Origin of the sequence: Frigoribacterium sp. VKM Ac-2859 (assembly GCF_013204925.1) — a bacterium.
In the GTDB taxonomy this organism is placed as follows: Bacteria; Actinomycetota; Actinomycetes; order Actinomycetales; family Microbacteriaceae; genus Frigoribacterium.
Genome location: NZ_JABMLC010000001.1, coordinates 1,646,055 through 1,669,950, shown reverse-complemented (window position 1 = coordinate 1,669,950; position 23,896 = coordinate 1,646,055). Strand labels below are relative to the sequence as shown.

18 protein-coding genes are annotated in these 23,896 nt (G+C 71.9%); 7 read left to right on the top strand and 11 right to left on the bottom strand.

All coding sequences use genetic code 11. The features are described 5' to 3' along the window. Positions 1–76: 76 nt before the first annotated feature. The gene (gene purF, locus HQQ78_RS07780; protein WP_056049492.1) at positions 77–1,537 is read right to left on the bottom strand and encodes an amidophosphoribosyltransferase; all 1,461 of its coding nucleotides are present in this window, start codon (positions 1,535–1,537) and stop codon (positions 77–79) included. 71 nt (positions 1,538–1,608) lie between these two features. Here purF and purM point away from each other — a divergent pair, with 71 nt between their 5' ends. Next, the gene (purM, locus tag HQQ78_RS07775; RefSeq protein ID WP_173151996.1) at positions 1,609–2,733 is read left to right on the top strand and encodes a phosphoribosylformylglycinamidine cyclo-ligase; all 1,125 of its coding nucleotides are present in this window, start codon (positions 1,609–1,611) and stop codon (positions 2,731–2,733) included. Between the two features lie 110 nt (positions 2,734–2,843). Continuing rightward, complete coding sequence (locus HQQ78_RS07770; RefSeq protein ID WP_173151994.1) at positions 2,844–3,065, top strand: hypothetical protein; 222 nt, start codon at positions 2,844–2,846, stop codon at positions 3,063–3,065. A gap of 121 nt (positions 3,066–3,186) precedes the next feature. Here the strand turns inward: HQQ78_RS07770 and HQQ78_RS07765 are convergent, their stop codons facing one another. Next, on the bottom strand, positions 3,187–3,573 hold the full coding sequence (locus HQQ78_RS07765; protein ID WP_173151992.1) for a VOC family protein: 387 nt from the start codon (positions 3,571–3,573) through the stop codon (positions 3,187–3,189). A 13-nt stretch (positions 3,574–3,586) separates the two neighbouring features. Beyond that, entirely contained in the window at positions 3,587–3,784 is a 198-nt protein-coding gene (locus HQQ78_RS07760) for a DUF3073 domain-containing protein (protein WP_056227242.1), read from the bottom strand. A gap of 140 nt (positions 3,785–3,924) precedes the next feature. Here HQQ78_RS07760 and HQQ78_RS07755 point away from each other — a divergent pair, with 140 nt between their 5' ends. Continuing rightward, positions 3,925–5,085 (top strand): NAD(P)-binding domain-containing protein, encoded by a 1,161-nt coding sequence (locus HQQ78_RS07755; protein ID WP_173151990.1) that lies wholly within the window; start codon positions 3,925–3,927, stop codon positions 5,083–5,085. A gap of 85 nt (positions 5,086–5,170) precedes the next feature. Here HQQ78_RS07755 and HQQ78_RS07750 read toward each other — a convergent pair whose 3' ends face one another. The 4 genes from HQQ78_RS07750 to HQQ78_RS07735 form a co-directional block, all read right to left on the bottom strand. Further along, on the bottom strand, positions 5,171–7,126 hold the full coding sequence (locus tag HQQ78_RS07750; protein WP_173151988.1) for a glycogen debranching N-terminal domain-containing protein: 1,956 nt from the start codon (positions 7,124–7,126) through the stop codon (positions 5,171–5,173). Between the two features lie 64 nt (positions 7,127–7,190). Further along, positions 7,191–8,117, bottom strand: coding sequence for a carbohydrate ABC transporter permease (locus HQQ78_RS07745; RefSeq protein WP_173151986.1), 927 nt, complete (start codon positions 8,115–8,117; stop codon positions 7,191–7,193). Then, positions 8,114–9,202 (bottom strand): carbohydrate ABC transporter permease, encoded by a 1,089-nt coding sequence (locus tag HQQ78_RS07740; protein ID WP_043597416.1) that lies wholly within the window; start codon positions 9,200–9,202, stop codon positions 8,114–8,116. Before HQQ78_RS07740 ends, HQQ78_RS07745 begins: the two co-directional genes overlap by 4 nt. A 210-nt stretch (positions 9,203–9,412) precedes the next feature. Further along, positions 9,413–10,666, bottom strand: a complete 1,254-nt coding sequence (locus tag HQQ78_RS07735; RefSeq protein WP_173151984.1) for an extracellular solute-binding protein — start codon at positions 10,664–10,666, stop codon at positions 9,413–9,415. A 258-nt stretch (positions 10,667–10,924) separates the two neighbouring features. Between HQQ78_RS07735 and HQQ78_RS07730 the strand changes: the two genes are divergently transcribed. After that, on the top strand, positions 10,925–11,923 hold the full coding sequence (locus HQQ78_RS07730; RefSeq protein ID WP_043597449.1) for a LacI family DNA-binding transcriptional regulator: 999 nt from the start codon (positions 10,925–10,927) through the stop codon (positions 11,921–11,923). Positions 11,924–11,941: 18 nt separating this feature from the next. Here the strand turns inward: HQQ78_RS07730 and HQQ78_RS07725 are convergent, their stop codons facing one another. Further along, positions 11,942–14,218, bottom strand: a complete 2,277-nt coding sequence (locus HQQ78_RS07725) for an APC family permease (protein ID WP_082460630.1) — start codon at positions 14,216–14,218, stop codon at positions 11,942–11,944. Between the two features lie 104 nt (positions 14,219–14,322). Then, on the bottom strand, positions 14,323–14,949 hold the full coding sequence (locus tag HQQ78_RS07720; protein WP_173151982.1) for a YitT family protein: 627 nt from the start codon (positions 14,947–14,949) through the stop codon (positions 14,323–14,325). 62 nt (positions 14,950–15,011) lie between these two features. On the opposite strand from HQQ78_RS07720, the gene HQQ78_RS07715 reads away from it, so the two are divergent. The 3 genes from HQQ78_RS07715 to HQQ78_RS07705 all read left to right on the top strand — a co-directional run bounded on the left by HQQ78_RS07715 (position 15,012) and on the right by HQQ78_RS07705 (position 22,244). Then, positions 15,012–16,451 (top strand): PLP-dependent aminotransferase family protein, encoded by a 1,440-nt coding sequence (locus tag HQQ78_RS07715; protein ID WP_173151980.1) that lies wholly within the window; start codon positions 15,012–15,014, stop codon positions 16,449–16,451. Between the two features lie 163 nt (positions 16,452–16,614). Continuing rightward, entirely contained in the window at positions 16,615–19,788 is a 3,174-nt protein-coding gene (locus HQQ78_RS07710; protein WP_173151978.1) for an efflux RND transporter permease subunit, read from the top strand. A gap of 308 nt (positions 19,789–20,096) precedes the next feature. After that, positions 20,097–22,244, top strand: coding sequence for a DEAD/DEAH box helicase (locus tag HQQ78_RS07705; protein ID WP_173151976.1), 2,148 nt, complete (start codon positions 20,097–20,099; stop codon positions 22,242–22,244). Positions 22,245–22,472: 228 nt separating this feature from the next. Here HQQ78_RS07705 and HQQ78_RS07700 read toward each other — a convergent pair whose 3' ends face one another. Both HQQ78_RS07700 and HQQ78_RS07695 read right to left on the bottom strand, forming a co-directional pair. Further along, on the bottom strand, positions 22,473–22,979 hold the full coding sequence (locus HQQ78_RS07700) for a DinB family protein (RefSeq protein ID WP_173151974.1): 507 nt from the start codon (positions 22,977–22,979) through the stop codon (positions 22,473–22,475). A gap of 173 nt (positions 22,980–23,152) precedes the next feature. Further along, positions 23,153–23,653 (bottom strand): MarR family winged helix-turn-helix transcriptional regulator, encoded by a 501-nt coding sequence (locus tag HQQ78_RS07695; protein ID WP_123572037.1) that lies wholly within the window; start codon positions 23,651–23,653, stop codon positions 23,153–23,155. Positions 23,654–23,896: the final 243 nt, after the last annotated feature.

The window sequence follows — 23,896 nt, the reverse complement described above, 5'->3', positions numbered from 1 at the left end:
GGGACGCCTGCCGACACCGCACCTCCCCCGGCGGGTGGAAGCAGGGGCGAGGTGCGGGTGGCGACGGCGGCGCGACTCAGCTGAGTTGGTTGGCCTCGACCCAGGCGAGGTACTCGGGGCTGACGGTGCCGGTGACGTACTCGCCCGTGAAGCAGCTCATCTCGAGCTCGGTGACGTCGCTGCCCTCGGTGATGGCCGCCTGCATGTCGGCGACCTCTTGGTAGATGAGGTGGTCGGCACCCAGTTCGCGGGCGATCTCGGGGATCTTGCGGTCGTGGGCGACCAGCTCGTGCCGCGACGGCATGTTGATGCCGTAGACGTGGGGGAACCGGACCGGGGGAGCGGCCGAGGTGAACGTCACCTTGTTCGCTCCGGCGGCGCGGGCCATCTCGACGATCTCGCGCGAGGTCGTCCCGCGGACGATCGAGTCGTCGACGATCAGGATGTTCTTGCCCTTGAACTCGCTCGACATCGCGTTGAGCTTCTGGCGCACCGACCGCTTGCGCTCGGCCTGCCCCGGCATGATGAAGGTGCGGCCCACGTAACGGTTCTTGTAGAAGCCCTCGCGGTACTCGATGCCGAGCTTCTGGGCGACCTGCATGGCCGCGGGGCGTGACGAGTCGGGGATCGGCATGACCACGTCGATGTCGCCGATCGGCGAGTGCGCGGCGATCGTGTCGGCCAACCGGTTGCCGAGGCGCAGGCGGGCGTCGTAGACCGAGATGCCGTTCATGATCGAGTCGGGGCGGGCCAGGTAGACGTACTCGAACGAGCAGGGGATGAGGCGCGGGCTGGCGTGGCACTGCTTCGACACCATCTGGCCGTCGAGCGAGATGAAGACGGCCTCGCCGGGGGCGACGTCGCGGACGATCTCGTAGCCGCCCGACTCGAGGACGAGCGACTCGGAGGCGGTGATCCACTCTTCGCGGACGCCGTCGGCGGCGAGACGGCGGCCCAGGACCAGCGGGCGGATGCCGAAGGGGTCGCGGAAGGCCAGCAGGCCGTGGCCCGCGATCATCGCGATCGCCGCGTAGGAGCCCTGCACCCGGTCGTGCACGCGGGAGACCGCGGCGAAGATCTGCTCGGGGTCGAGCTCGCTGCCGTTGACCTGCTCTTGCAGCTCGTGCGCCAGCACGTTGACCAGGAGCTCGGTGTCGCTGTTCGTGTTGAGGTGGCGACGGTCGACGTGGAAGAGCTCGCTGGTGAGCTCGCGCGTGTTCGTCAGGTTGCCGTTGTGGATCAGCACGATGCCGTAGGGCGCGTTCACGTAGAACGGCTGCGCCTCTTGCTCGTTGCTGGCCGCGCCCTTGGTGGCGTACCGCACGTGACCGAGGCCCATGTTGCCGAGCAGGGCGCGCATGTCGCGGGTGCGGAAGCCCTCGCGCACCTGACCCTTGGTCTTGTGCACGTGGAAGATGCCGCCCTCGGCGGTGGCGATGCCGGTGCTGTCCTGCCCTCGGTGCTGCAACAGGAGGAGCGAGTCGTAGACGAGTTGATTTGCTGGCTCGTGCGCGACGAGACCGACGATGCCGCACATGCGGATCTGGCTCCAGACCGTAGAGTTGGGGTTACCGCGACAGTCTAGAGCGACACCGAACGGATGAACGAATGGCGACCTCCTCTGCCCACTCGACCAGCGCCTCCTACGCCGCAGCGGGGGTCGACACGGCCGCCGGCGACCGGGCGGTCGAGCTGATGAAGGCGGCCGTCAGTGCCACGCACGGCCCCGGTGTCGTCGGTGGCGTGGGCGGGTTCGCCGGGCTGTTCGACGTGTCGTTCCTCAAGGACTTCGACAAGCCGTTGCTCGCGACGTCGACCGACGGCGTCGGCACGAAGGTCGCCATCGCCCAGGCGCTCGACAAGCACGACACGATCGGGCAGGACCTCGTGGGCATGGTCGTCGACGACATCGTCGTCGTCGGCGCCCGGCCGCTGATCATGACCGACTACATCGCCTGCGGCCGCGTGGTGCCGACCCGCATCGCCTCGATCGTCGAGGGCATCGCCCGCGCCTGCAGCGCGACGGGGACCGCCCTCGTCGGCGGCGAGACGGCGGAGCACCCCGGCCTGCTCGGGCCCGACGACTACGACGTGGCCGGCGCCGCGGTGGGTGCGGTCGAGTCGGGGCGCCAGCTCGGCCCGCACCTCGTCGGCGACGGCGACGTCGTGCTCGCCCTCGCCTCGTCGGGCGTCCACTCGAACGGCTTCTCGCTCGTGCGCCACATCCTGGCCTCACGCGACCTCGGCTACGACGACACCCTGCCCGAGTTCTCGGGCACCGTCGGCGAGGCACTGCTCGAACCGACGCGCCTGTACACCTCGCCCCTGCTGCGCGTGCTCGACGACCCTGCGCTCGACGGCGCGATCCACTCGCTCAGCCACGTCACCGGGGGCGGAATCGCCGCCAACCTCGCCCGCGTGCTCCCCCTCGGGTCGTGGACCGAGGTCGACCGTTCGACCTGGTCGCCGCTGCCCGTCTTCCGGGTGCTGAGCGACCTGGCCGGCTCGACCCTCGAGTCGAGCGAGGGCACCTGGAACCTCGGCATCGGCATGATCGCCGTCGTGGCCGCCGGACAGGCCGACTCGGTCACCGCGGCCCTCGAGGCCGACGGCATCGCGACGTGGCCCGTCGGCACCGTCTCGACCCGGGCGCGTGACCTGTCCGGCTTCGAACAGGGCGCCAAGGGAGTCGACGGAGGCGCGGTGCGGCTCGTCGGGTCCTACGCGGGCTGATCACCGGCGACGTCGCGTGGCGTTCGTCCGGCGGCGGACGTACGATGAAGCCACGCCCCTGCCGGGCGTCCTGACGACGACGTCAGACCGGACGACGAAGGAGTCGACCCATGAGCACCACCCGCATCCCCCTCTCCACCGTCTCGCGCGCGGCGGTCGCCGCTCCGCGCAGCGCCCGGATCAGCCGCGTCCCCGCCCAGCCCGCGCCGCTGCGTTCGCCCGCGTCACCCGTCACCGGCGGGCGCAAGGTCGCTGCTCTCACGGCCGGCGGCATGATCCTGCTGTTGGTCGTGGGGCTGCTGCCCGCGGTCGCGACGCTCGTCGGCGGCTGAGCCGCGCCTCCTGACCGTGGCCCCGGCGCCCGGTCGGCCCGTCACCCGGTGAGCTGGTGACACACGACGACGGCCCCTCGAGATCGAGGGGCCGTCGTCGTGTGGCGTGCGTGGTGCGGACTCAGAGGACGCAGAACTCGTTGCCCTCGGGGTCGGCGAGGACGACCCACGACACGTCCGTGTCGTCTTGGCCGACCTGTGCGCGGACGGCCCCGAGCGACTCGAGCCGCGCGACCTCGTCGGCCTGCGTCGCCTCGCGGCTCTGGCCGTCGACCGGCGTCGGACGGAAGTCGAGGTGCAGACGGTTCTTGACCGTCTTGGCCTCGGGGACGCTCACGAAGAGGAGCCCCGGCAGCGTGTCGGCCGTCGGACGGATCTCGGGCTCGTCGTCGTCGACCGAGACGAACACCCACCCGAGGGCGTCGGCCCACCAACGGGCGAGCCCGGACGGGTCGCTCGCATCGACGACGACCTGCTCCCAGGCGAGGGACGAGGACGAAGAGGTCATCAGCCAGCCGGCCTCAGGCGCTCTTGTTCTGGTCGTGCTCGGTGTCGTATTCGTCGTCGAAGTCGTCGGCCCATTTGTCGACGTATTCGTCGCCGGAGTCGTTCTTCGTCGCCAACTCTTTTTCGAGTGCACCGTAGTTGGTGTCAGGGCTGAAGTACTTCAGCTCTCTGGCGACCTTGGTGTGCTTGGCTTTTTGACGGCCGCGCCCCATGCGTGACCCCCTCTGAACTCGGCCCGGAAACGGTGTCGGACGACCCGGGAACTGCCGACAGGATGCTGGTGAAAAACTGGACCGATCTTATCATGTACCCCTAGCCCCGGCTGCCGCCTCGGACGGGCATGATGGTCCGGATGACTGCAGGGGGCGAAGGCGAGCGGACGAGGGTCCTCGTGATCGGTGCGGGCCAGGCCGGGTTGTCGGTCTCGTGGTACCTGCGCCGGCTCGGACTCGAGGTGGGTCGCGATCTCGTCGTCCTCGACCGGGGCCCCGGAACCGGAGGCGCGTGGCAGCACCGCTGGGAGAGCCTGCGGCTGGGTGCCGCGCACCGGGTGCACGACCTGCCGGGCATGGCCGAGCTGGGGCTGGGGTTCGCCGACGCCGACCGGTCGGCCCCGGCGCGTGACGTCGTCGCCGACCGGTACGCCCGGTACGAGGACGCGCTCGGGCTCGACGTGCGGCGCCCGGTCGAGGTGACCGAGGTGACCGGGCTGGGCGACGGGTTCTCGGTGCGGTGGGCGGGGCGCGCCTCCTCGGGGGTCGCTCCGGCTGTCGGGACCGGGCCGGAGTCCGGCTCTTTGCGGGCCGAGGTCGTCGTGAACGCGACCGGCACCTGGGGTGCCCCGTTCGTGCCGTGGTACCCCGGGCGCGACACCTTCCGCGGGCGCCAGCTGCACACCTCGGACTACCGGGCGGCCTCCGAGCTCGAGGGGCTCGACGTCGTCGTCGTCGGCGGCGGCACGAGCGCGATCGGATTCGTGTTGGAGCTCGACGGCGTCGCGGCCTCGACGACGTGGGTGACGCGCCGGCCGGTCGACTGGCTCGACCAGGGCGAGCTCGACGTCGAGTCGGCCGTCGCGGCGGTCGCCGCGCAGGACCGCGCGGCACGGGCGGGGCAGGCGCTGCCGAGCATCGTCAGCGGGACGGGCGTGCCCCGCACCCGGCGCTTCGTGTCGGGCATCGAGCGCGGCGTGCTGGTCGAGCGGCCGATGTTCGCGACCGTCGAACCCGACGGGGTGCGATGGGCCGACGGCACCTCCGCCCACGCGGACGCGATCGTCTGGGCGACCGGGTTCCGGCCCGAGCTGCGTCACCTGGCGCCGCTCGGACTGCGCTCGGCCGACGGGGGCGTGAGCGTCGAGGGCGGCGCCTCCACCCTCGACCCGCGGCTGTTCTTCGCGGGCTACGGGCCGCAGGCCTCGACGATCGGGGCGAACCGGGCCGGCCGGGCGATCGCCCGTCAGGTGGTCGCGCGGTTGTCGGAGAGCGACGCCGAGCGCCGACGGCAGGGGTGACGCAGGCGATGCCCGTGCGCGGGTTCGCCCGCGTTCGGCGGGAGGGTGCGCGCACCATCGGCGGCGGGGCCAGCGGGGCGAGCGGTCATGGGTGGCGGGGCGGGCGCACGGCGTGCGTGGCGGACCAGACGGCGACGGCGGCTGCGGCGGACCAGGCCTGGGGGCGGCACGAGGCGGGGTACGGCACGGGCGACGGCACCTCGCGGGCCGGGTCGCCCGAGTGGAGCTCGGGCATCCGGTAGTCGAAGGTCGGCGCCGCCGCGAGCAGGCCCTCGGCGAGCACCGCGGCCTCGTCGGCGAACCCGGCCCGGGCCAGGCCCTGCACCGCGATGGCCGTGTCGTGGGTCCAGACGCTGCCCCCGTGGTAGCTCAGGGGCCAGTAGCCGGCGCTGTCGGTCGACATCGTGCGGAGGCCGAAACCGCTGGACAGCTCGGGCGAGACGAGGCGGGACGCGACCAGCGCCTCCTCGTCCGGGTCGAGCAGACCCGTGCCGAGCAGGTGCCCGAGGTTGCTCGTGACCGTGTCGACCGGCCGCTTGGCCGCGTCGAGGGCGATCGCCGGGTAGGCGCCCGCGGCGTCGTCGACCCAGAAGGAGGCGCGGAACCGGTCGCGCAGGCGCCCCGCCCAGTCGCGCCACGCGTCGCCGCCCGCCCGACCGAAGGCGTCGAGCAGGTCGGCCCCGTGCACGGCCGCCTCGTACGCGTAGGCCTGCACCTCGCAGAGCGCGATCGGCCCCTCGGCGAGGGTTCCGTCGCGCCACTGGACGCTGTCCCCGGAGTCCTTCCAACCCTGGTTCGCCAAGCCGTGGCCGGTCTCGTCGACGTACTCGAGCAGCAGGTCGCCGTCGCTGTCGCCCGAGTCGCGCATCCAGGCGAGGGCTGCGTCGAGGTGCGGCAGCAGCGCCTCGACCTCGGCCCGCGGCAGGCCCCAGCGCCAGGCGTCGTGCAGCAGGCAGATCCAGAGCGCGGTCGCGTCGACGGTGCCGTAGTAGAGCGGGGGCAGGCTGACGTCCTCACCGGGGATCGTCAACGTCCGTTGACGGAGTTCGTGCATGATCTTGCCCGGCTGCTCGGCCGTCCCCGGCACGTGTCGAGTGCCCTGGAGTCCCGCCAGCACCCGCAGGGTGCCCCCCGCGACCGTGAGGTCGAGGGGCAGGGTGAAGCGGGCGGCCCAGAGCGAGTCGCGGCCGAAGAGCGTGAAGAACCAGGGCGCACCTGCGGCGTAGAACACGTCGTCGGGTGCCGTCGTCGTGGTCAGCCGGAGCGCCGCCAGGTCGTCGCGGGCACGGTCGACCCAGCGGGCGAGCCGGTCGTCACGCGGCGCCGGGTCGAGGTCGGCCCAGTGCGGCGGCGTCCGCACGCCCCGGACGACGGCGTCGGGGGCGGTCGCGACCAGGTCGAGACCGACCGTCACGGAACCCCGGGCGGGGACGACGGCGACCCACTCGACGACGAGGCCGGCGGGGGTGTCCCGCACCGCGCCTCCTCGGGCCTCGAGGTCGACCCGGACTCCTTCTGCCCGCCAGGAGGCGCGGGTGCCGTCGGACGTGAGCGTCGCGTCGCGCACGGGCGCGCCCACGATCCCGGCCTTCACGTGGTCCATGGGGGAGGCGTCGGGTCGGAGGGTCGCGGCCAGGGTGACCGTGAGCTCGCGGTCGAGCCGGGAGGTGACCGTGTGGCGCTCGTGGACGCCCGTGGTCGTGACGTCACGGAGCGAGCTCAGGCGGACGTCGGGGTCGGCTCCGGCGTCGTCGAGGCCGCGCAGCAGCGACTCGAAGCGGACCGACGAGGCTCCGAGGGGCACCGTGGCCACGTGCTCGGGGACGAGACCGTCGACGGTGACGCCGTGCCCGGCGACGAGACGCACGTCGCCGAGGTAGACGCCGTGGATCGTCGCCGCGCCCATCGACCCGTCGGCGGCCGACCACGCCTGGACGGGAGCCCTCAGCACGACGGTCTCGGCGGCGAGGAACGGCTGGAGGCCGGGTGTCGGGGTCGACCGGTCGGCGTGGTCGGAATCGAGGGGGGAGGTCTGGGTCATCGGGGGCTCCTGGGGCTCCGGGTGGCGGGCGTGGGGTGCGACGGGGTGGGCGTCGCGGCGTGCATCACTCTTTGACGGCCCCGGCGCTGGCGTTCATGATGCGGCGCTGGAAGACGAAGAAGACGATGGCGACCGGGATCGTCATGACCGCGGCGGCCGCGAGCTTGATCGGGTACTGCGACCCCTGGCTCAGTTGCCCCGAGGCGAGGCTCGCGACGCCCTTGGTGAGGGTGGTCAGCTCGGGCGACTGGGTCGACACGATGAAGTGCGAGAGCTCGTTCCACGACCCCTGGAACGACAGGATGATGATCGTCACGAGGGCCGGGCGAGCCATGGGCAGGACGATCGACCAGAAGACCCGGAAGGTGCCGGCGCCGTCGATGCGCGCCTGCTCTTCGACGCTGCGCGGGATCGACTCGAAGAAGTTCTTCATGATGAAGACCCCGGCGGCGTCGGTGAGCAGCGGCACGATCATGCCCGAGTACGAGTCGTACATGCCGAGCTGGTTGATCACCAGGAACTTCGGGATGAGCAGCACGACCGTCGGCACCGCCATCACGCCGATCAGCAGCACGAAGATGACGTTGCGCCCCCGGAACTGCAGCCGCGCCAGGGCGTAGCCGGCGAGCGAGTTGAAGAAGACCCGCCCGAGCGTCACCACGATCGTCACGATCGCCGAGTTCTGGAACCAGGTCGGGAAGTCGCTGTTGAGGAACAGCTGGCGGTAGGCGGCGACCGTCGGCGTGATCGGGATCAACGCCAGCGGGTCGGAGGCCGCCTCGGGGTCGGTCTTGAACGACGTCGCCACGTTGATCAGGAACGGCAGGATGTAGATCGCCGCGATGACGATCAGCACGGCGTAGAGCACCGAGGTGCCGGCGATGCGTCGCGTGCTGCGGGGCTCGCGCCCGGCCGGGTGAGGTGGGGCCGGGGGAGGCGCGACCGGCGAGGAGGGGTTCGTCCGGTCGGCGATCGGTGCGGTCGTGGTCATCGCTCGACTCCTGTCGTGTAGAGCCGGGTGCGTCTCTTCGACACGGCCCGTTCGCGCAGCACGATGCGCTGCAGGATCGTCAAGGCGACGATGATGACGAACAGCACGAAGGCGATGGCCGCGCCGCGACCCCACTCCTGTTCGCCGAACGCCGAGGTGTACGAGAGGTAGGCGGGCGTCAGCGTGGTCTTCTGCGGGCCGCCCTGGGTGCCGGTGTAGATCTGGTCGAAGACCTGCCAGGTGCCGATGAGGCCGAGGGTGAGGACCGTGAAGAGCGTCGGTCGCAGTTGCGGCAACGTGATGCGCCAGAAGCGCTGCCAGCCGCTCGCGCCGTCCATCATCGCGGCCTCTTGGACGTCGCCACCGAGGTTCTGCAGGGCCGCCAGGAAGAGCAGCATGAACGTGCCACTGGTGGTGAAGACGGCCATCAGGATGAACGCGGACATCGCGACCGACGGCCCGGCCAGCCAGTCCCACCAGCTGACGCCGAGGGCGGTGTGGTCGGCCAACAGGGCCGGGGGCTGCGTGACGCCGACGACGGCGAGCAGGTTGTGCAGCACGCCGCTGGCGTCGTTGAACCACGCGGGCCCGGTGATGCCGACGAACGAGAGCAGCTTGTTCACCGCGCCGCTCTGCGAGAACAGGAACAGCCACAGGACGGTGATGGCGACCGAGCTGGTCACCGACGGGAAGTAGAACGCGGTGCGGAAGAACCCGCGGCCGCGCAGCACCTGGCGGTTCACCAACACGGCGAGCAGCAGGGCCACGGCGGTCTGGATGGGCACGACGAGGATCACGTACCAGGCGTTGTTGCGCAGGCTCAGGCCGAAGTCGCGCTCGGCCAGGCCGCCGCCGCCGAGCAGGTCTCGGTAGTTCTGCGCCCCGACGAAGCCGACGCCGGCCGCGAAGGGGGAGCCCCGGCCGGTCCAGTCCGAGACGCTGACCCAGAGGGCCATCAGGACGGGCACGGCCAGGAAGAGGCCCAGGACGATCAGCACGGGCGAGACGAACAGCCAGCCCGAGAGGCCCTCGCCGCGCGAGACGGCGCTGCGCCGGCGGGGGGCCTTGGTCGAGATCGCGGTCATGGGGACTGCCTTTCGTGCGCTGTCTCGGGTCGATGGGTCGCGCCTCCTCGGATGATCGCCGACGAGGCGCGGCCGCGGGGGAGGCGGGGAGCGGGACCGGGGAGGGACGGAGGCGCGACCGCCCTGGGGAGGACGCGTCGCGGCCCCGGCCGCCCCCGTCGGGTGGGGAGTGCGAGGCACCGCGCCGGGGGAGGCGCGGTGCCCCGAGGGTTACTGGAGGATCGCCTCGAAGTTCTTCTGCGCGGACTCGAGGATCGTCTTCGGGTCGCCGTCCTTCAGGCCGGAGAGCTGCGAGTTGAAGTCGCTGATCACGGCGGCGGACCCGTCCTGCGTGGGCGTGCCCTGGGCGAACTCGACCGAGTCGAGGAACGCGGCCTGGTCGGGGTTGTCGGACTTCCAGGTGTCGGCGGCCGACTGGATCGAGGGCATCACGCCGAACGCGTCGGCGAAGGCGAGCTGCTGGTCGGTGCTCGTCAGGTGCTCGACGAGGTCGACGGCGGCCTGCTGGTTGGGGCTGTCGGCGGCGATGCCCCAGCAGTTGGTGAACTGCAACGTGCCCTGGCCGCCGGGGCCGGCGGGCAGCTCGGCCACCTGGTACGACACGTCGGGGTAGTCGTTGGTGAGTGCGCCGGTGATCCAGTTGCCCTCGATGGTCATCGCCGCCTTGCCCGTGCCGAAGGCCTCGCCGCCCCAGCCCGCGCCGAGGTCGCTCGAGAACGCGGCGTCGCCGCTGGTCAGCAGGTCCTTCACGTAGGTCAGCGCCTCGACGTTCTCGGACGAGTCGAGCGTCGCCTCGGTGCCGTCGGCGTTGGTCACCGCGCCGCCGGCCTGCGCCATGAACGCGCCCACCCGGGCGTACTCGGGGCTGAAGGCCAGGCCCACGTGGTCGGCCGTCGTGAGCTTCGCGGCGACCGCCTTCAGCGAGTCCCAGTCGGTCGGGACGTCGGCGTCGGACAGGCCGGCCGCGGCCCACATGTCGGTGTTGATGATCAGGCCGAGGGTCGAGAAGTCCTTGGGCGCGCAGTAGAACCGGTCGTCGAGCGTGAAACTGTCGACGAGGGTCGGGAAGAAGTCGCCCTCGTTGGCGAGCTGGTCGCCGTAGGCCAGCAGGCTGCCGTTGCCGGCGAAACCCGCGAGCGTGTCGGTCGACACGTAGAACACGTCGGCCGGCTCGCCCGAGGCGAAGCCCTGGCTGAGCTGCTGCGGCAGGTCGGAGGCCACGCTGACCTCGGCGCCGGTGCCCGAATCGTCGGACCAGCTCGCGACGGCGTCGGTGACGGCCTTCGTCTCGGCGTCTCCGCTCGAGCCGATCAGCACGGTCAGCGAGTCGTCGCTGCTGGTGAGGGCGCCGTCGCTCGCGGCGCCCGACCCCTCGCTGAAACCGGAGCCGCAGGCCGTGAGGGCCAGGGCCGAGATGGTGGTGAGGGCGGCTGCTGCCGCCAGGCGGGTCGTGCGTCGTCGCATGGTGGGCCTCTCGTCGCGTCGTTGCGATGGTGCGGGTGCTGTGGTCGGGGTGTGGTGCCGGGGTGTGGTGCCGGGGTGTGGTGCCGGGGTGGCGCCTCGGGATGGAGCGGGGGCGGACGTACGATTTGATCGATCAAATCCGTGTCGTCAGAGTAGGCAGGCCGCCCCGTGGGTGTCAAGACCAGAGCGCCGAGAGGCACCCGGGCGCTGGGGTAACGTGACCCGAGGCCGCCGACCGGCGCCGGGGTGGAGGGCGCGATGACTCGGGTTCCGACACCGCGCCTCCCGACCGTCAGCGACGTCGCCTCGGTCGCGGGGGTGTCGCGGCAGACCGTCTCGAACGTGCTGAACGCGCCCGACATCGTCCGACCCGACACGCGGGGCCGGGTCGAGCGGGCGATCGCGGACCTCGGCTACCGGCCGCACGCGTCGGCGCGACGATTGCGCACCCGCAAGAGCTCGACCATCGGCATCCGGCTCGACCCCGTGCAGAACGGCATCTCGGGCGCGGTGCTCGACCGGTTCCTGCACGCGGTCACCGAGCAGGCCGACGCTCGCGACCACCGCATCCTGCTGTACACGGCGGCCGGGCCCGACGACGAGATCGCCCAGTTCCGCCGCCTGCTCGACGGCGCCGACGTCGACGGGTTCGTGCTCACCTCGACGTTCTTCGACGACCCGCGCACCGAATGGCTGATCGACGCCGGCGCCGACTTCGTCACCTTCGGTCGGCCCTGGGGGATCGACGACATGGGCGACCCGCAACACCGCTGGGTCGACGTCGACGGACGCGCCGGCCTCGCCTCGACGACCGACGACCTGCTCGACCGGGGTGCGACGCACGTGGCCTTCCTCGGCTGGCCCGCCGGCTCGGGCGCCGGGGACGACCGGAGGCGCGGGTGGCGCGAGGCGCTCGCGTCACGGGGCACGCTCGACCCGGCCTCGATCGACGCGCTCGACCTGGCCGTCGAGGACTCGGTGCCGCTCGCCTCGGCTGCGGTCCGGTCGGTGCTCGACGCGGGAGTCGCGGTGGACGCCGTGGTGTGCGCGAGCGACACCCTCGCGCTCGGGGCATCGGTCGTGCTGGGGTCATCGGTGCCGGTCGTGGGCTACGACGACACCCCGGTCGCCTCGGCGCTCGGCCTGTCGAGCGTCGAGCAACCGCTCGTCGACGTCGCAGGAGCCGTGCTCTCGCTGCTGCTCGACGACAGCGAGCCGCGGCACCGGCTGCTGCGGCCCCGCACCGTCTGGCGCTGACGCTCCCGGGCGCCGGCGCTACTTCTTCTTGCGGGGGGAGGTGCCGGTCGAGTTGCGGGCGGCCGAGCGGGCCTTGCGTGCGGCGGCGCCGCCTCCGCGGTTGCCGGCCGCCGAGCCCGGTGCGCGCGGGGTCTGCTTCGGGCCGGGTTTCGTGCCGTTCTGCGCGGGCTGGACGTCGAGGCCCCGCTGCACCGCGCCTCCTTCGACCGCCGCCCCGGCGCGGCCGTCCGGGCCCGCGTCGGCGCCCAGGGCCCCGCCGGCGGCGCCCGACCGGCGACCGGCCGGCTCGAGCACGCGGCGCGGCACGGGGCGGGGGCGGATCGGCTCGCCACGGCGGTCCTGGCCGGGGATCGGCCGCGATCGACGCCCGTAGAGCACCTCGGACGAGTCGAGCAGCCACGGCACGAGCGAGATCGTCACGCCGTGCACGAGCATGAGCTTCTGGCGGATGCGGCGGCTCTTGTGGTTGTGCAGCGCGGCCTCCCACCAGTGGCCGACGATGTAGATGGGCGTGTAGACCGTGACGACCTCGCTGCCGTGCTCTTCACGGTGGGCCTTGATGTACTTGATCAGCGGCATGCTGATGTCGCGGTACGGCGAGGCGACGATGCGCAGGGGCACCTCGATGTCCTGCTCGGCCCACTGACGCTGCAGGAGCGCCGTTGCTTCGTCGTCGATGCCCACGTGGATCGCCTCGAGCGACTCGTGGCGTGCGGCGATGGCGTAGTCGAGGGCCTTCAGCACGGGCTTCTGCATGGTGCCGACCAGCACGATCGCGTGGTCGCCGTGCGAGCCGAACTGCGTCGTGGCGTCGGGCTCGATCTCGACGAGCACGTCCCGGTAGTAGCGGTTCACGCCGAGCATCAGCACGAAGAGGATCGGCATGATGACGAACACCAGCCAGGCGCCGTGCGTGAACTTGGTCACCGTCACGACGATCAGCACCGACGCCGTGAGCAGGGCGCCGAAGGCGTTGATGCCGCGGGCGCGGTACACCGCTCCACGGTCGGCGCATCCCTCGCGCAGCATGCGGGTCCAGTGGACGACCATGCCGGTCTGGCCGAGCGTGAACGAGACGAAGACGCCGATGATGTACAGCTGGATCAGCCCGGTGACGCTGGCCTGGTAGACGAGCAGGATGGCGCAGGCCACCAGCGCCAGCACGATCACGCCGTTCGAGTAGATCAGTCGGTCGCCGCGCGTGTTGAGCGCCTTGGGGGCGTACTGGTCGCGGGCCAGGATCGACCCGAGCAAGGGGAACCCGTTGAAGGCCGTGTTCGCCGCCAGCAACAGCACCGCCGCGGTGCAGGCCTGGATCACGTAGAAGGGGATGCCGAACAGCGACCCGCCGAAGACCGCGCTCGCGATCTGCGCGACGAGGCTGCGCTGCGGCGTGGTGGCGCAGTCGACGAACCCCTGGAGGTCGCAGGCGTCCTCGGCGTAGTGCACCTTGGCGATCAAGGCGACGGCGACGAGGCCGGCGAACAGGACGATGGCGATGCTGCCCATCAGCACGAGGGTCTTCTGGGCGTTCTGCACCTTGGGCCGCCGGAACGCGGGCACGCCGTTGGCGATCGCCTCGACGCCGGTCAGGGCCGAGCAGCCGCTCGAGAACGCCCGGAGCAACAGCAGGATGAAGGCGGCCTGCGTCAGCTGGTCGGCCTGCACCGTGTACTCGGCGCTCTCGGCGACGGGCGGGTCGCCGAGGGCGGTGCGCACCAGGGCGATGACGATCATGACGAAGACGCTCGACACGAAGAGGTAGGTGGGGATCGCGAAGGCCTTGCTCGACTCGCGCACGCCCCGGAGGTTGACGGCCGCCAGCAGGACGACGAAGAAGATCGCGAGCTCGACGCGCACCGGCGCCAGTTCGGGCACGGCCGAGATGATGTTGTCCACGCCCGAGGCGACCGAGACGGCCACCGTCATGACGTAGTCGACGAGCAGCGCCGAGGCGACCACGAGCCCGGCCTTCTCGCCGAGGTTCTTGTGGGCGACCTCGTAGTCGCCGCCGCCCGACGGGTACGCCTTGATCAGCTGACGGTACGACGCCACCACGACCAGCAGCAGGACGACGACCGCGACGGCCACCCACGGCGCGAGGGTCAGGAACCCGAGGCCGCCGATCAGCAGGATCATCAGCAGTTCTTGCGGCGCGTAGGCCACCGAGCTGAGCGGGTCGCTGGCGAAGATCGGCAGTGCGAGGTGCTTCGGGAGCAGCTGCCCCTCGAGCTTCTCCGAGGGGAGGGGTTCACCGATCAGCCAACGCTTCGGCGACCGGGTGTCGTTGGTCACGAGCGGCGACTCTACTCCCGTGCGAGGGCCTGTCAACTTCGCTCGTGGACGATTTATTCCCGGTCAGCGCGGGTCGGTCCGAACTGGTTCGTACCGGCCGCGGCTCAGGCGGGCGAGGAGGCGCGGGCCGGGGCGACCACGGAGGTCGCCACCCGGCGCCGGGCGAAGAGCGGCAACGTGATCGCCACGAGCGGGCCGATGAGCAGGGCCTCGGCCGCCGTGCCGATGCCGACCTGCCCGCCGAGCAGCCACCCCGCGGCGAGGATCGTGAGTTCGATGACGGTGCGCGCGACGCCCACCCGCCAGCCCAACCGGGCGTGGAGGCCGAGCATGAGCCCGTCGCGAGGGCCCGGCCCGAAGTCGGCTCCGATGTAGAGGCCGCTCGCGACGGCGAGCAACAGCAGGCCGCCCGCGAAGGTCAGGCCTTGTGCCCACCACTCGGTCTGCTGCGGCAGGACGCGCAGGCCGAGGTCGGCGACCGGACCGATCATCAGGGTGTTGGCGATCGTGCCGAAGCGGGGTCGCTGGCGCAGGGGGATCCAGAGCAGGAGCACGACGAGGCTCGTGACGAACGTGACGGTGCCGAACGTCAGCCCGGTGTGGTGGACGAGCCCCTGTGACAGCACGTCCCACGGGGCGACGCCGATGCCCGCGCGGACCATGAGGGCGATGGCGAAGCCGTAGGCGGTGAGGCCGACGAACAACTGCAGCAGGCGACGCGAGAGGAGCATGGGGTCGATCCAATCGCTCGACTGGCCTGGTGGCAAGGGTCCAATCCGCCTAGGGTGGCCGCGTGACCAACCTCGACCACGGTGCCACCACGGTCTCGTCGCGGGCGCTCGGCGTCCTGCTCGACTCGTGGCGCGCCTCCTCGGTTCCCGGCTACCTGGCGCTCGCCGACCGCATCCGTCTGCTCGTGCTCGACGGCCGGCTGCCGGTCGGCACCCGCCTGCCGTCCGAACGCGACCTCTGCGCGCACCTCGGGGTCAGTCGCACGACCGTGGCCGCGGCCTACGCCGCCCTCCGCGACACGGGGCACGTCGACAGCGTGCGGGGCAGCGGCAGCGTCGTCCGGCTGCCGGCCCGCGCCTCGGTGCCGCGTCCGACGACGACCGAGGGGCTGCTCGACCTCACGAAGGCGGCGCTGCCCGCGGTCGACGGCATCGCCGAGGCGGCGCAACGGGCGGCGGGGCGGCTCGGCGCGTACCTGGACGACCCGGGCTACGACCCGGTCGGGCGGCCGGTGCTGCGCGAGGCGATCGCCGAACGGTACCGACGGCGGGGGCTCGAGACGACTGCCGACCAGATCGTCGTGACCCTCGGGGCGCAGCACGCGATCGCGCTGCTCGCCCGCGTGCTGGTCTCGCGCGGCGACCGGGCCGTCGTCGAGGCGCCCGGCTACCCGCACGCCTTCGAGGCCCTCCGCGGCGCCGGCGCCCGCCTGGTGCCGGTCAGCGTCACCGTCGACGACGGCTGGGACGAAGCGGCGCTCATGCAGACCCTGCGGCGCACCAGCCCGCCGGTGGCCTACCTGATGCCCGACTTCCACAACCCCACGGGCGCGACGATGCCCGCCGACCAGCGGGCGCGCGTGCTCGAGGCGGCGGCCGCCGAGGGCACCGTCGTGATCGCCGACGAGACCATGGCCGAGATGGCGATCGACGACCGTCGCGACGCCCCCTCGCCGATGGCCGCGTACGGACGCGCGGTCACGATCGGCTCGGTCGGCAAGTCGCTCTGGGGTGGGCTGCGCATCGGCTGGATCCGTGCCGAGCGCCCGCTCGTCGAGCGGCTCGTGCGCGCCCGCTCGGCGGGCGACCTGGGCACCCCCGTGCTCGAGCAGCTGGTGGTCGCCGAGCTGCTCGGCGACTTCGACCGCGTGCTGGAGGCGCGGGCCGGCCACCTGAGACGAGGTCGCGACCGCGTCGTCCACGGCCTGAGGGAGGCGTTCCCGTCGTGGCAGGTGCCGTCGCCGGCGGGCGGCCTCACCACCTGGGTGGGGCTGGGGGCGCCGGTCAGTTCGCAGCTCACCCTCGCGGCCCGCCGGGAGGGCCTGCTGCTCGCGGCCGGCCCGGTGTTCGGCATCGACGGGGCGTTCGAGCGGTTCCTCCGCGTGCCGTTCTCGTACGCCGACAGCGACACCGACCGGGCGCTCGCCGCCCTGCGCGCGGCGTGGGACGGGGTCGACGGGGTGCAGGCGCCGACCTCACCCCTGCTGGCCGAGGTCGTCTGAGCCGGGTCCTGCGGTCGGCTCGTCCCCGTCACGGCGACCGGGCAGCGATCTGCACAGCGTGAAAGGAACCGCCGCCAGTTCCCAGAGAGGCTGGTGACAATGGAGGTGCGGTGCACGTCGTTCACCGCGCCTCCTCCGCTCTCCCTCTCACCACCGGAGCACCGTGCACCTGCTGTCCGTCTTCAGCCTGCGCAACCGCGCGCTGATCGCCCTCGTCACCATCGTCGTCGCCGTCTTCGGCGGCATCGCCCTCACCTCGCTCAAGCAAGAGCTCGCGCCCAACGTGCAGTTCCCGCAGATCGCGATCGTCAGCTCGTACCCGGGGGCCACGCCCGAGGTCGTCAACGAGGACGTCTCGACCCCGATCGAACAGGCCGTCCAGATCATCCCCGGGCTCGAGGGCACCTCGGCGACCTCGAGCACCTCGCAGAGCACGGTCTCGGCGGAGTTCACCTACGGCACCGACCTCGACTCGGCCGAGCAGAAGATCCAGTCGGCGATCAACCGGCTCTCGCTGCCCGACTCCGTCGACACCCAGGTGGTCACGGGCAGCCTCGACGACCTGCCCGTCATCCAGATCGCCGTCACCGGCTACGACTCGGCCGACTCGCAGGCCCTCGTCGACCGGCTGACCACCGTCACGGTGCCCGACCTGCAGAAGCTCGACGGCGTCCGCGAGGCCTCGATCTACGGCGACGCCGGCCAACGCGTCACCATCTCGCCCGACCAGACGGCGCTCGCCGCCGCGGGGCTGACCACGGCCGCCTTCCAGGACGCCCTCGACGCCAACGGCACGCTGATCCCCGGCGGCACCCTCACGCAGGACGGCAAGACGCTGTCCATCCAGGCGGGTCAGAGACTCACGAGCGTCGACGAGATCCGCGCCCTGCCGCTCCTCGGCGGCACCTCGGCCACGACGATCGGCGACGTCGCCGACGTGCAGCTGACCGGCGCACCCGTCACCTCGATCAGCCGCGTCGACGGGCAGGACGCCCTCACGGTCGCCATCACCAAGACCCTCGACGCCAACACCGTCGACGTGTCGCAGACCGTGCGCGACGCCATCCCGGGCCTCGCCTCCGACCTGGGTGACGGCGTGGAGCTGTCGGTGGTGTTCGACCAGGCGCCGTTCATCCAGCAGTCGATCGACGCGCTCGCCGAAGAGGGGCTGCTCGGCCTCGTGTTCGCCGTGATCGTCATCCTGGTCTTCCTGCTGTCGATCCGGTCGACCATCGTCACCGCCATCAGCATCCCGACGAGCGTGCTCATCACGTTCATCGGGCTGCAGGCGGCGGACTACACCCTGAACATCCTGACCCTCGGTGCGCTGACGATCGCGATCGGCCGCGTGGTCGACGACTCGATCGTCGTCATCGAGAACATCAAGCGGCACCTCACCGCGGGCGTCGACCGGCTCGAGGCGATCAAGGTCGGCGTCCGCGAGGTGGCGGGTGCCATCACCGCGTCCACGGTCACGACCGTCGTGGTCTTCCTGCCGCTGGCGTTCGTCGGCAACATCACCGGCGAGCTGTTCCGGCCGTTCGCCCTGACGGTCACCATCGCGCTCGTCGCGTCGCTGTTCGTCGCGCTGACGATCGTGCCCGTGCTGGCGTACTGGTTCCTCCGGGCACCGAAGGCCCACAAGCACGCGCCGGGGGGCGAGGCCGCCGCCGTCGAGGGGGCGACGGTCGAGTCGTTGACGACCCGCGCCTCCGACCCGTCCGACACCCGACCGCTCGACCGCCTGCGTCGCGCGTACGTCCCGGTGCTGCGAGGCACCCTGCAGCGTCCGGTCGTGACGATCCTCGTGGCGTTGCTCATCCTCGTGGGCACGGGCGCCGTCATCCCCTTCATGAAGACGAACTTTCTCGGGGCGAGCGGGCAGAACACGTTCAGCGTCACGCAGACCCTGCCGCCCGCGTCGAGCCTGCAGACGCAGTCCGACGCCGCCGACCGGGTCGAGCAGGTGCTCGAGGGCGTCGACGGCATCGAGACGGTGCAGCTGACCATCGGCTCGAGCGGGACGTCGATCGCGAGCTTCCTCGGAGGATCGGGCGACAGCACCGTCACCTACTCGATCACCACCGACGAGAGTGCCGACCAGGACGCCCTGCAGGCCGACGTCCGGTCGCGGCTGGACGACGTCACGGACGCGGGCGAGATCGAGGTCTCGGCGTCGAGCGGCTTCGGCACGAGCAACGACATCACCGTCGACGTCACGGCACCCGACCCCGACAGCCTGCAGACCGCGACGGACGCCGTGCTGAAGAAGGTGCAGGGGCTTCCCGGCACCGCCGAGGCCAGCTCCAACCTGCAGGCGGCCCAGCCGGTCATCGGCGTGCAGGTCGACCGCGTCGCGGCCGCGGCCCTCGGCTACAGCGAGGTCGCCGTGGGTGGCATCGTGTCGCAGGCCATCCAGCCCTTCCGGGTGGGGTCGCTCGAGATCGACGACAGCTCGGTCGACGTCTACACGGTCGACCCGACGCCGCCGGCGACCATCGACGAGCTGAAGGCCCTCGAGCTGCCGAGCCCGACCGGGCCCGTGCGCCTCGACTCCATCGCCACGGTCGAGCAGACGACCGGGCCGACCTCCGTCACGACGACCGACGCGGTGCGTTCGGCGACCGTGACGATCACGCCGTCGAGCGACGACCTCTCGGCCGCCGGCATCGAGGTGTCCGACGCCGTGGCCGCCGTCGACCTGCCCGACGGGACCGACGCGACCATCGGCGGGGCGACGGCCGACCAGGCCAACGCCTTCTCGCAGCTCGGTCTCGCCGTGCTGATCGCCATCCTGATCGTCTACATCGTGATGGTGGCGACGTTCCGCAGCCTGATCCAGCCGTTGCTGCTGCTCGTGTCGATCCCGTTCGCGGCGACCGGGGCGATCCTGCTGCAGCTCGCCTCGGGGGTGCCGCTCGGGGTGGCGTCGCTGATCGGCGTGCTCATGCTCGTCGGCATCGTGGTGACCAACGCCATCGTTCTGATCGACCTCGTCAACCAGTACCGCGAGAAGGGTCTGCGCGTGCGCGAGGCGCTGCTCGAGGGAGCGTCGCGGCGGTTGCGGCCGATCCTCATGACGGCGGCGGCCACGATCTTCGCGCTCACCCCGATGGCGCTCGGTGTGACCGGGCACGGCGGCTTCATCTCGCAGCCGCTCGCCATCGTCGTGATCGGCGGGCTCGTGTCGTCCACCCTGCTGACGCTCGTGGTGCTGCCCGTCATCTACTACCTGTTCGAGCGCATCGGCGAACGCCGGGCCGATCGACGGGCGGCGGAGTCGGGCGAGGGCGCCGCGGGTGCCGAGCGTGCCGAGACGGCTGCTGCCCGGGGGTGACCTCGGCCGGTGTGCCCGGCTGCCGGTCTAGCCGCCGACCGACCCGAGGAGGCGGGGCTTCCGGTTCGGGGGAGGCTCGGGTATCGTAGGTGGGTCGGCTCAAGACACCGCGCCTGTGGCGCGAGCACATCGGCACCTGGTGGTGCCGATCATGCACAGCTTTGAACAGCACGAGGGTTTGTAAGTCTTGTGGGCCGGATTCCCGTCGAGTCACGACGGGATGAATTCACGATTGTGAACGGTCCTGGTCAATGGCTGCCCGGGTATTTCTTCGCGTCATCTCTGACAAGCCCGGAAAGAACTCCTCCATGTCTCCTTACGACAACTCCCGCCCGCGCACCGACCGCACCGGCGGTGCCCCCAAGGCCGGCTCGAAGAGCCCCAAGCACCGCGGCCACCGCGCCGACGAGGCCGGGGCCCCTGCCCCCAAGAAGCGCTGGGACGCCAGCGAGCGCGCCGACCGCGGACGCCGCGAGTTCGGCACCCGTGACGGCGGCGGCAACCGTGCCCCCGGCGCGGCCCGCTCCGACGACCGCCGCCCCAACTGGGAGCCCCGCGAGAAGCCGGCCGGCGGCAACCGCTTCGGCAACCGAGACTTCGACAGCCGCAACGGCGAGCGTGGCCGCGACGCCGCTCCTCGCTTCGGCCGTGACGGTGGCCGCGAGGCCGCCCGCGGCTACGGCCGTGACGGTGGCCGCGACGCCGCCCGGGGCTCCGACCGCGGACCCCGCTCGTGGGACCGCTCGGACCGCCCCGCACGCGACGATCGCGCTCCCCGCGACGACCGTGGCGCTCGCAGCTACGACCGCAGCGACCGCCCGGCCCGCGACGATCGTGCCCCTCGTTCGTTCGACCGGAACGATCGCCCGGCTCGCGACGACCGTGCCCCTCGTTCGTACGACCGGAACGACCGCCCGGCGCGCGACGACCGCGCCCCTCGTTCGTTCGACCGCAGCGACCGCCCGGCGCGCGACGACCGCGCCCAGCGTTCGTACGGTGACCGTCCCGAGCGCGGGGGCCGCGCCTCCGGTGGTGTCGACCGCGACGCCCGCCCGGCCCGCAGCTTCGACCGCAGCGACCGCCCGGCGCGCGACGACCGCGCGCCCCGCAGCTTCGACCGCACCGACCGCCCCGACCGCCCGGCACGCGTCGGCGACCGCTCGAGCGACTTCTACCCCAAGCGCGATGCGGCGACCCACTACTCGCCCGAGGACGACGTCAAGCTCGAGAAGCTCAAGGCCGAGGTCGTCACCGCGGCCGACGTCGAGGGCGTGAGCTTCGGCGACCTGGGCCTCGGCGACAACATCGAGCGTCAGCTGGCCTCGATGGGGGCTGCGGCTCCCTTCGCGATCCAGGCCGCGACGATCCCCGACGTGCTCGCCGGTCGTGACGTGCTCGGCCGTGGCCGCACGGGTTCGGGCAAGACGATCGCCTTCGGCGCGCCGCTGGTCGAGAAGCTGATGGAGAACAACGGCGCGAAGAACCGCAAGATGGGCCGCAAGCCCCGCGCGCTGATCCTCGCCCCGACCCGTGAGCTCGCCATGCAGATCGACCGCACCGTGCAGCCCATCGCCCGCTCGGTCGGCCTGTTCACCACGCAGGTCTACGGCGGCGTGCCCCAGCAGCGCCAGGTCGGTGCCCTCAACCGCGGCGTCGACATCGTGATCGGCACCCCCGGCCGCATCGAGGACCTCATCGACCAGGGTCGTCTCGACCTGAGCGAGGTCGTCGTGACCGTGCTCGACGAGGCCGACCACATGTGCGACCTCGGGTTCCTCGAGCCGGTGCAGCGAATCATCCGCGAGACCGCGACGGTCCGCCCCGACGGCGCCCGCGCCCAGAAGCTGCTCTTCAGCGCGACGCTCGACAAGGGCGTGGCGAAGCTCGTCGACGAGTTCCTGGTCGACCCGGCCGTCCACGAGGTCGCCGGCGAGGACCAGGCCAGCGCCACGATCGACCACCGCGTGCTCCTGATCGAGCAGCGCGACAAGACCGCGGTCATCGAGCAGCTCGCCTCGGGCGGCGGCAAGACCCTGGTCTTCGCCCGCACCCGCGCCTTCGCCGAGCAGCTCGCCGACCAGCTCGAGGACGCCGGCATCCGCTCGACGAGCCTGCACGGCGACCTGAACCAGGCCCGCCGCACGCGCAACCTGCAGCTGCTCACGAGCGGCAAGGTCAACGTGCTCGTCGCGACCGACGTCGCCGCCCGCGGCATCCACGTCGACGACATCGAGCTCGTCGTCCAGGCCGACATGCCCGACGAGTACAAGACCTACATGCACCGCTCGGGCCGCACTGGCCGCGCCGGCAAGGAGGGCACGGTCGTCACGCTCATCACGCGTCAGCGCCGCCGTCGCATGGAGGAGCTGCTCGACCGCGCCGAGATCGACGCCGAGATGATCGAGGCCCGCTCCGGCGACCGCCTGATCGACGAGCTCGCGGGAGTGCAGGCGTAGCGAGCCTCCCCCGGGGGCGCACACCGCGCCTCCTGCTCACGGACCCCGTTCCGGACGACGGACCCCGCATCGCGTGGGTGCATCGTTCGGAACGGGGTTCTTCGTCGTGCGGGCGCGCTTCCTTCGCCCGCGAGACCCCAGGGGGTCGCCGAGATACCCGCGCGCGAGGTGGGGTTTCGGCGACGTCCGGGGTCTCGGTGCGGCGGGCGGCCGGCAGCTGGCAGGCGGCTAGCGGCGGTCGAGCAGGCCGCGCACGTAGGAGGCCTGGCCGAGGTGCTGCACGCAGTCGTTCAGGATGCTGACGAGACGGGCGCCGGCCGTGACCGGAGGGTCCCAGGCCTCGTCGACCACGTCGTCGTACGAGGCACCGTCGAGGTCGTCGAGGTAGCCGCGCGTCCGCAGCGTCACGGCCTCGAGGTAGCCGACCAACAGCTCGGCGTCGACCCGCACCGCGGCCACGTCGGCTGGCGACATGCCATAGCCCATCTCGGCGGACGAGAACGGCAGCGCGAACGACTCGGCCCAGCCGTCGGCCGTCCAGACCTGTTGCGAGGCGGCGAGGTCGGCGATCTGGACGTCCTGCCCCCGCGCGGTGTGCCAGACGAGCCAGGCGATCGTGTTCGCCTCGTCGTCGGGGCGCCAGGCGAGGTCGTCGACCGAGAGGTCGGCGACCGCCCGCACGGCGATGGCGGGGAGGCGCGAGAAGGCTTCGACGAGGACGTCCGAGGGGGTCATCGACCCACCCTACGACCGGCCGCGCGCGCCCGTGCGGGTCACCAGGACCATCCGGACGACACCGAACCACCGACGTGGCGTCGAACCACCAGAGTGCGTGGTTCGACGCCACATCGGTGGTTCGACCCGGCGGTGGCGGTGGCGGTGGTGGCGGTGGTGGCGGCGGGGGTCGCTCAGCCGACGGCGTCGTCGCCGGCCGCCGCGCGCGTCAGCGAGTCGCCGATCGCACGCATCGCCGCCGCGAGGAAGTCGAGGTGATTCGGGTCGACCGCGTCGCGGAACGCCCGGCGGTAGAAGTCGTGGATCTGGTCGATCGCCTCGCGCCCGGCCGGGGCCAGTTCGAGCAGCACGCTCCGCCGGTCGGAGGGGTGCGGCTGGCGCGAGATGTACCCGCCGCTCTCGAGCCGGTCGACCAGGCTGGTCGTCGCCCCGGTCGACAGCTCGAGGAACTCGGCGGCGCGCTTCGGGGTCGTGTCGTGGTCGGTGGCGATGAAGGTCAGGCAGCGGAGGTCGGTGGTGCCCATGCCGAAGTGGTCGGCGACGACCTTCTGCACGCGCTCGCCCTGTCGCTGCAGCGACGCGTACGCCGAGAGCACGAGGGTCACGTCGAACTGGCCCTCGTCGTCGAGGGGCGGAGGGGAGCCGGCGGGCGGCTGGGGGGAGACGTCGGACATGGTGGGCTCTCTGCTGGCGGGACGGCGACGCGAGGACGGAGCGAAGACGAGGAGGCGCGGCGACGGACGCCACGGAGGCCACGATACCTCGCCGAGTGAGTTGTTCGAGCTTCGAATCACCCGCCTCCGTGCAGCGAATGCCCAGCGCTCGGTCGTTGCCTTCCCCTTGTCGGGCGAGTATCTTCAAACCCAAGCAACTCGACGACGGTACCGTCGCTCGAGCAGCCCGACCCGCCGCCGATG

What these genes read in the sequence shown, in the direction of transcription:
- purF (WP_056049492.1), bottom strand. Translation starts at nt 1,537, where the DNA reads ATGTGCGGCATCGTCGGTCTCGTCGCGCACGAGCCAGCAAATCAACTC.
- purM (WP_173151996.1), top strand. Translation starts at nt 1,609, where the DNA reads ATGGCGACCTCCTCTGCCCACTCGACCAGCGCCTCCTACGCCGCAGCG.
- HQQ78_RS07770 (WP_173151994.1), top strand. Translation starts at nt 2,844, where the DNA reads ATGAGCACCACCCGCATCCCCCTCTCCACCGTCTCGCGCGCGGCGGTC.
- HQQ78_RS07765 (WP_173151992.1), bottom strand. Translation starts at nt 3,573, where the DNA reads ATGACCTCTTCGTCCTCGTCCCTCGCCTGGGAGCAGGTCGTCGTCGAT.
- HQQ78_RS07760 (WP_056227242.1), bottom strand. Translation starts at nt 3,784, where the DNA reads ATGGGGCGCGGCCGTCAAAAAGCCAAGCACACCAAGGTCGCCAGAGAG.
- HQQ78_RS07755 (WP_173151990.1), top strand. Translation starts at nt 3,925, where the DNA reads ATGACTGCAGGGGGCGAAGGCGAGCGGACGAGGGTCCTCGTGATCGGT.
- HQQ78_RS07750 (WP_173151988.1), bottom strand. Translation starts at nt 7,126, where the DNA reads ATGACCCAGACCTCCCCCCTCGATTCCGACCACGCCGACCGGTCGACC.
- HQQ78_RS07745 (WP_173151986.1), bottom strand. Translation starts at nt 8,117, where the DNA reads ATGACCACGACCGCACCGATCGCCGACCGGACGAACCCCTCCTCGCCG.
- HQQ78_RS07740 (WP_043597416.1), bottom strand. Translation starts at nt 9,202, where the DNA reads ATGACCGCGATCTCGACCAAGGCCCCCCGCCGGCGCAGCGCCGTCTCG.
- HQQ78_RS07735 (WP_173151984.1), bottom strand. Translation starts at nt 10,666, where the DNA reads ATGCGACGACGCACGACCCGCCTGGCGGCAGCAGCCGCCCTCACCACC.
- HQQ78_RS07730 (WP_043597449.1), top strand. Translation starts at nt 10,925, where the DNA reads ATGACTCGGGTTCCGACACCGCGCCTCCCGACCGTCAGCGACGTCGCC.
- HQQ78_RS07720 (WP_173151982.1), bottom strand. Translation starts at nt 14,949, where the DNA reads ATGCTCCTCTCGCGTCGCCTGCTGCAGTTGTTCGTCGGCCTCACCGCC.
- HQQ78_RS07705 (WP_173151976.1), top strand. Translation starts at nt 20,097, where the DNA reads ATGTCTCCTTACGACAACTCCCGCCCGCGCACCGACCGCACCGGCGGT.
- HQQ78_RS07700 (WP_173151974.1), bottom strand. Translation starts at nt 22,979, where the DNA reads ATGACCCCCTCGGACGTCCTCGTCGAAGCCTTCTCGCGCCTCCCCGCC.
- HQQ78_RS07695 (WP_123572037.1), bottom strand. Translation starts at nt 23,653, where the DNA reads ATGTCCGACGTCTCCCCCCAGCCGCCCGCCGGCTCCCCTCCGCCCCTC.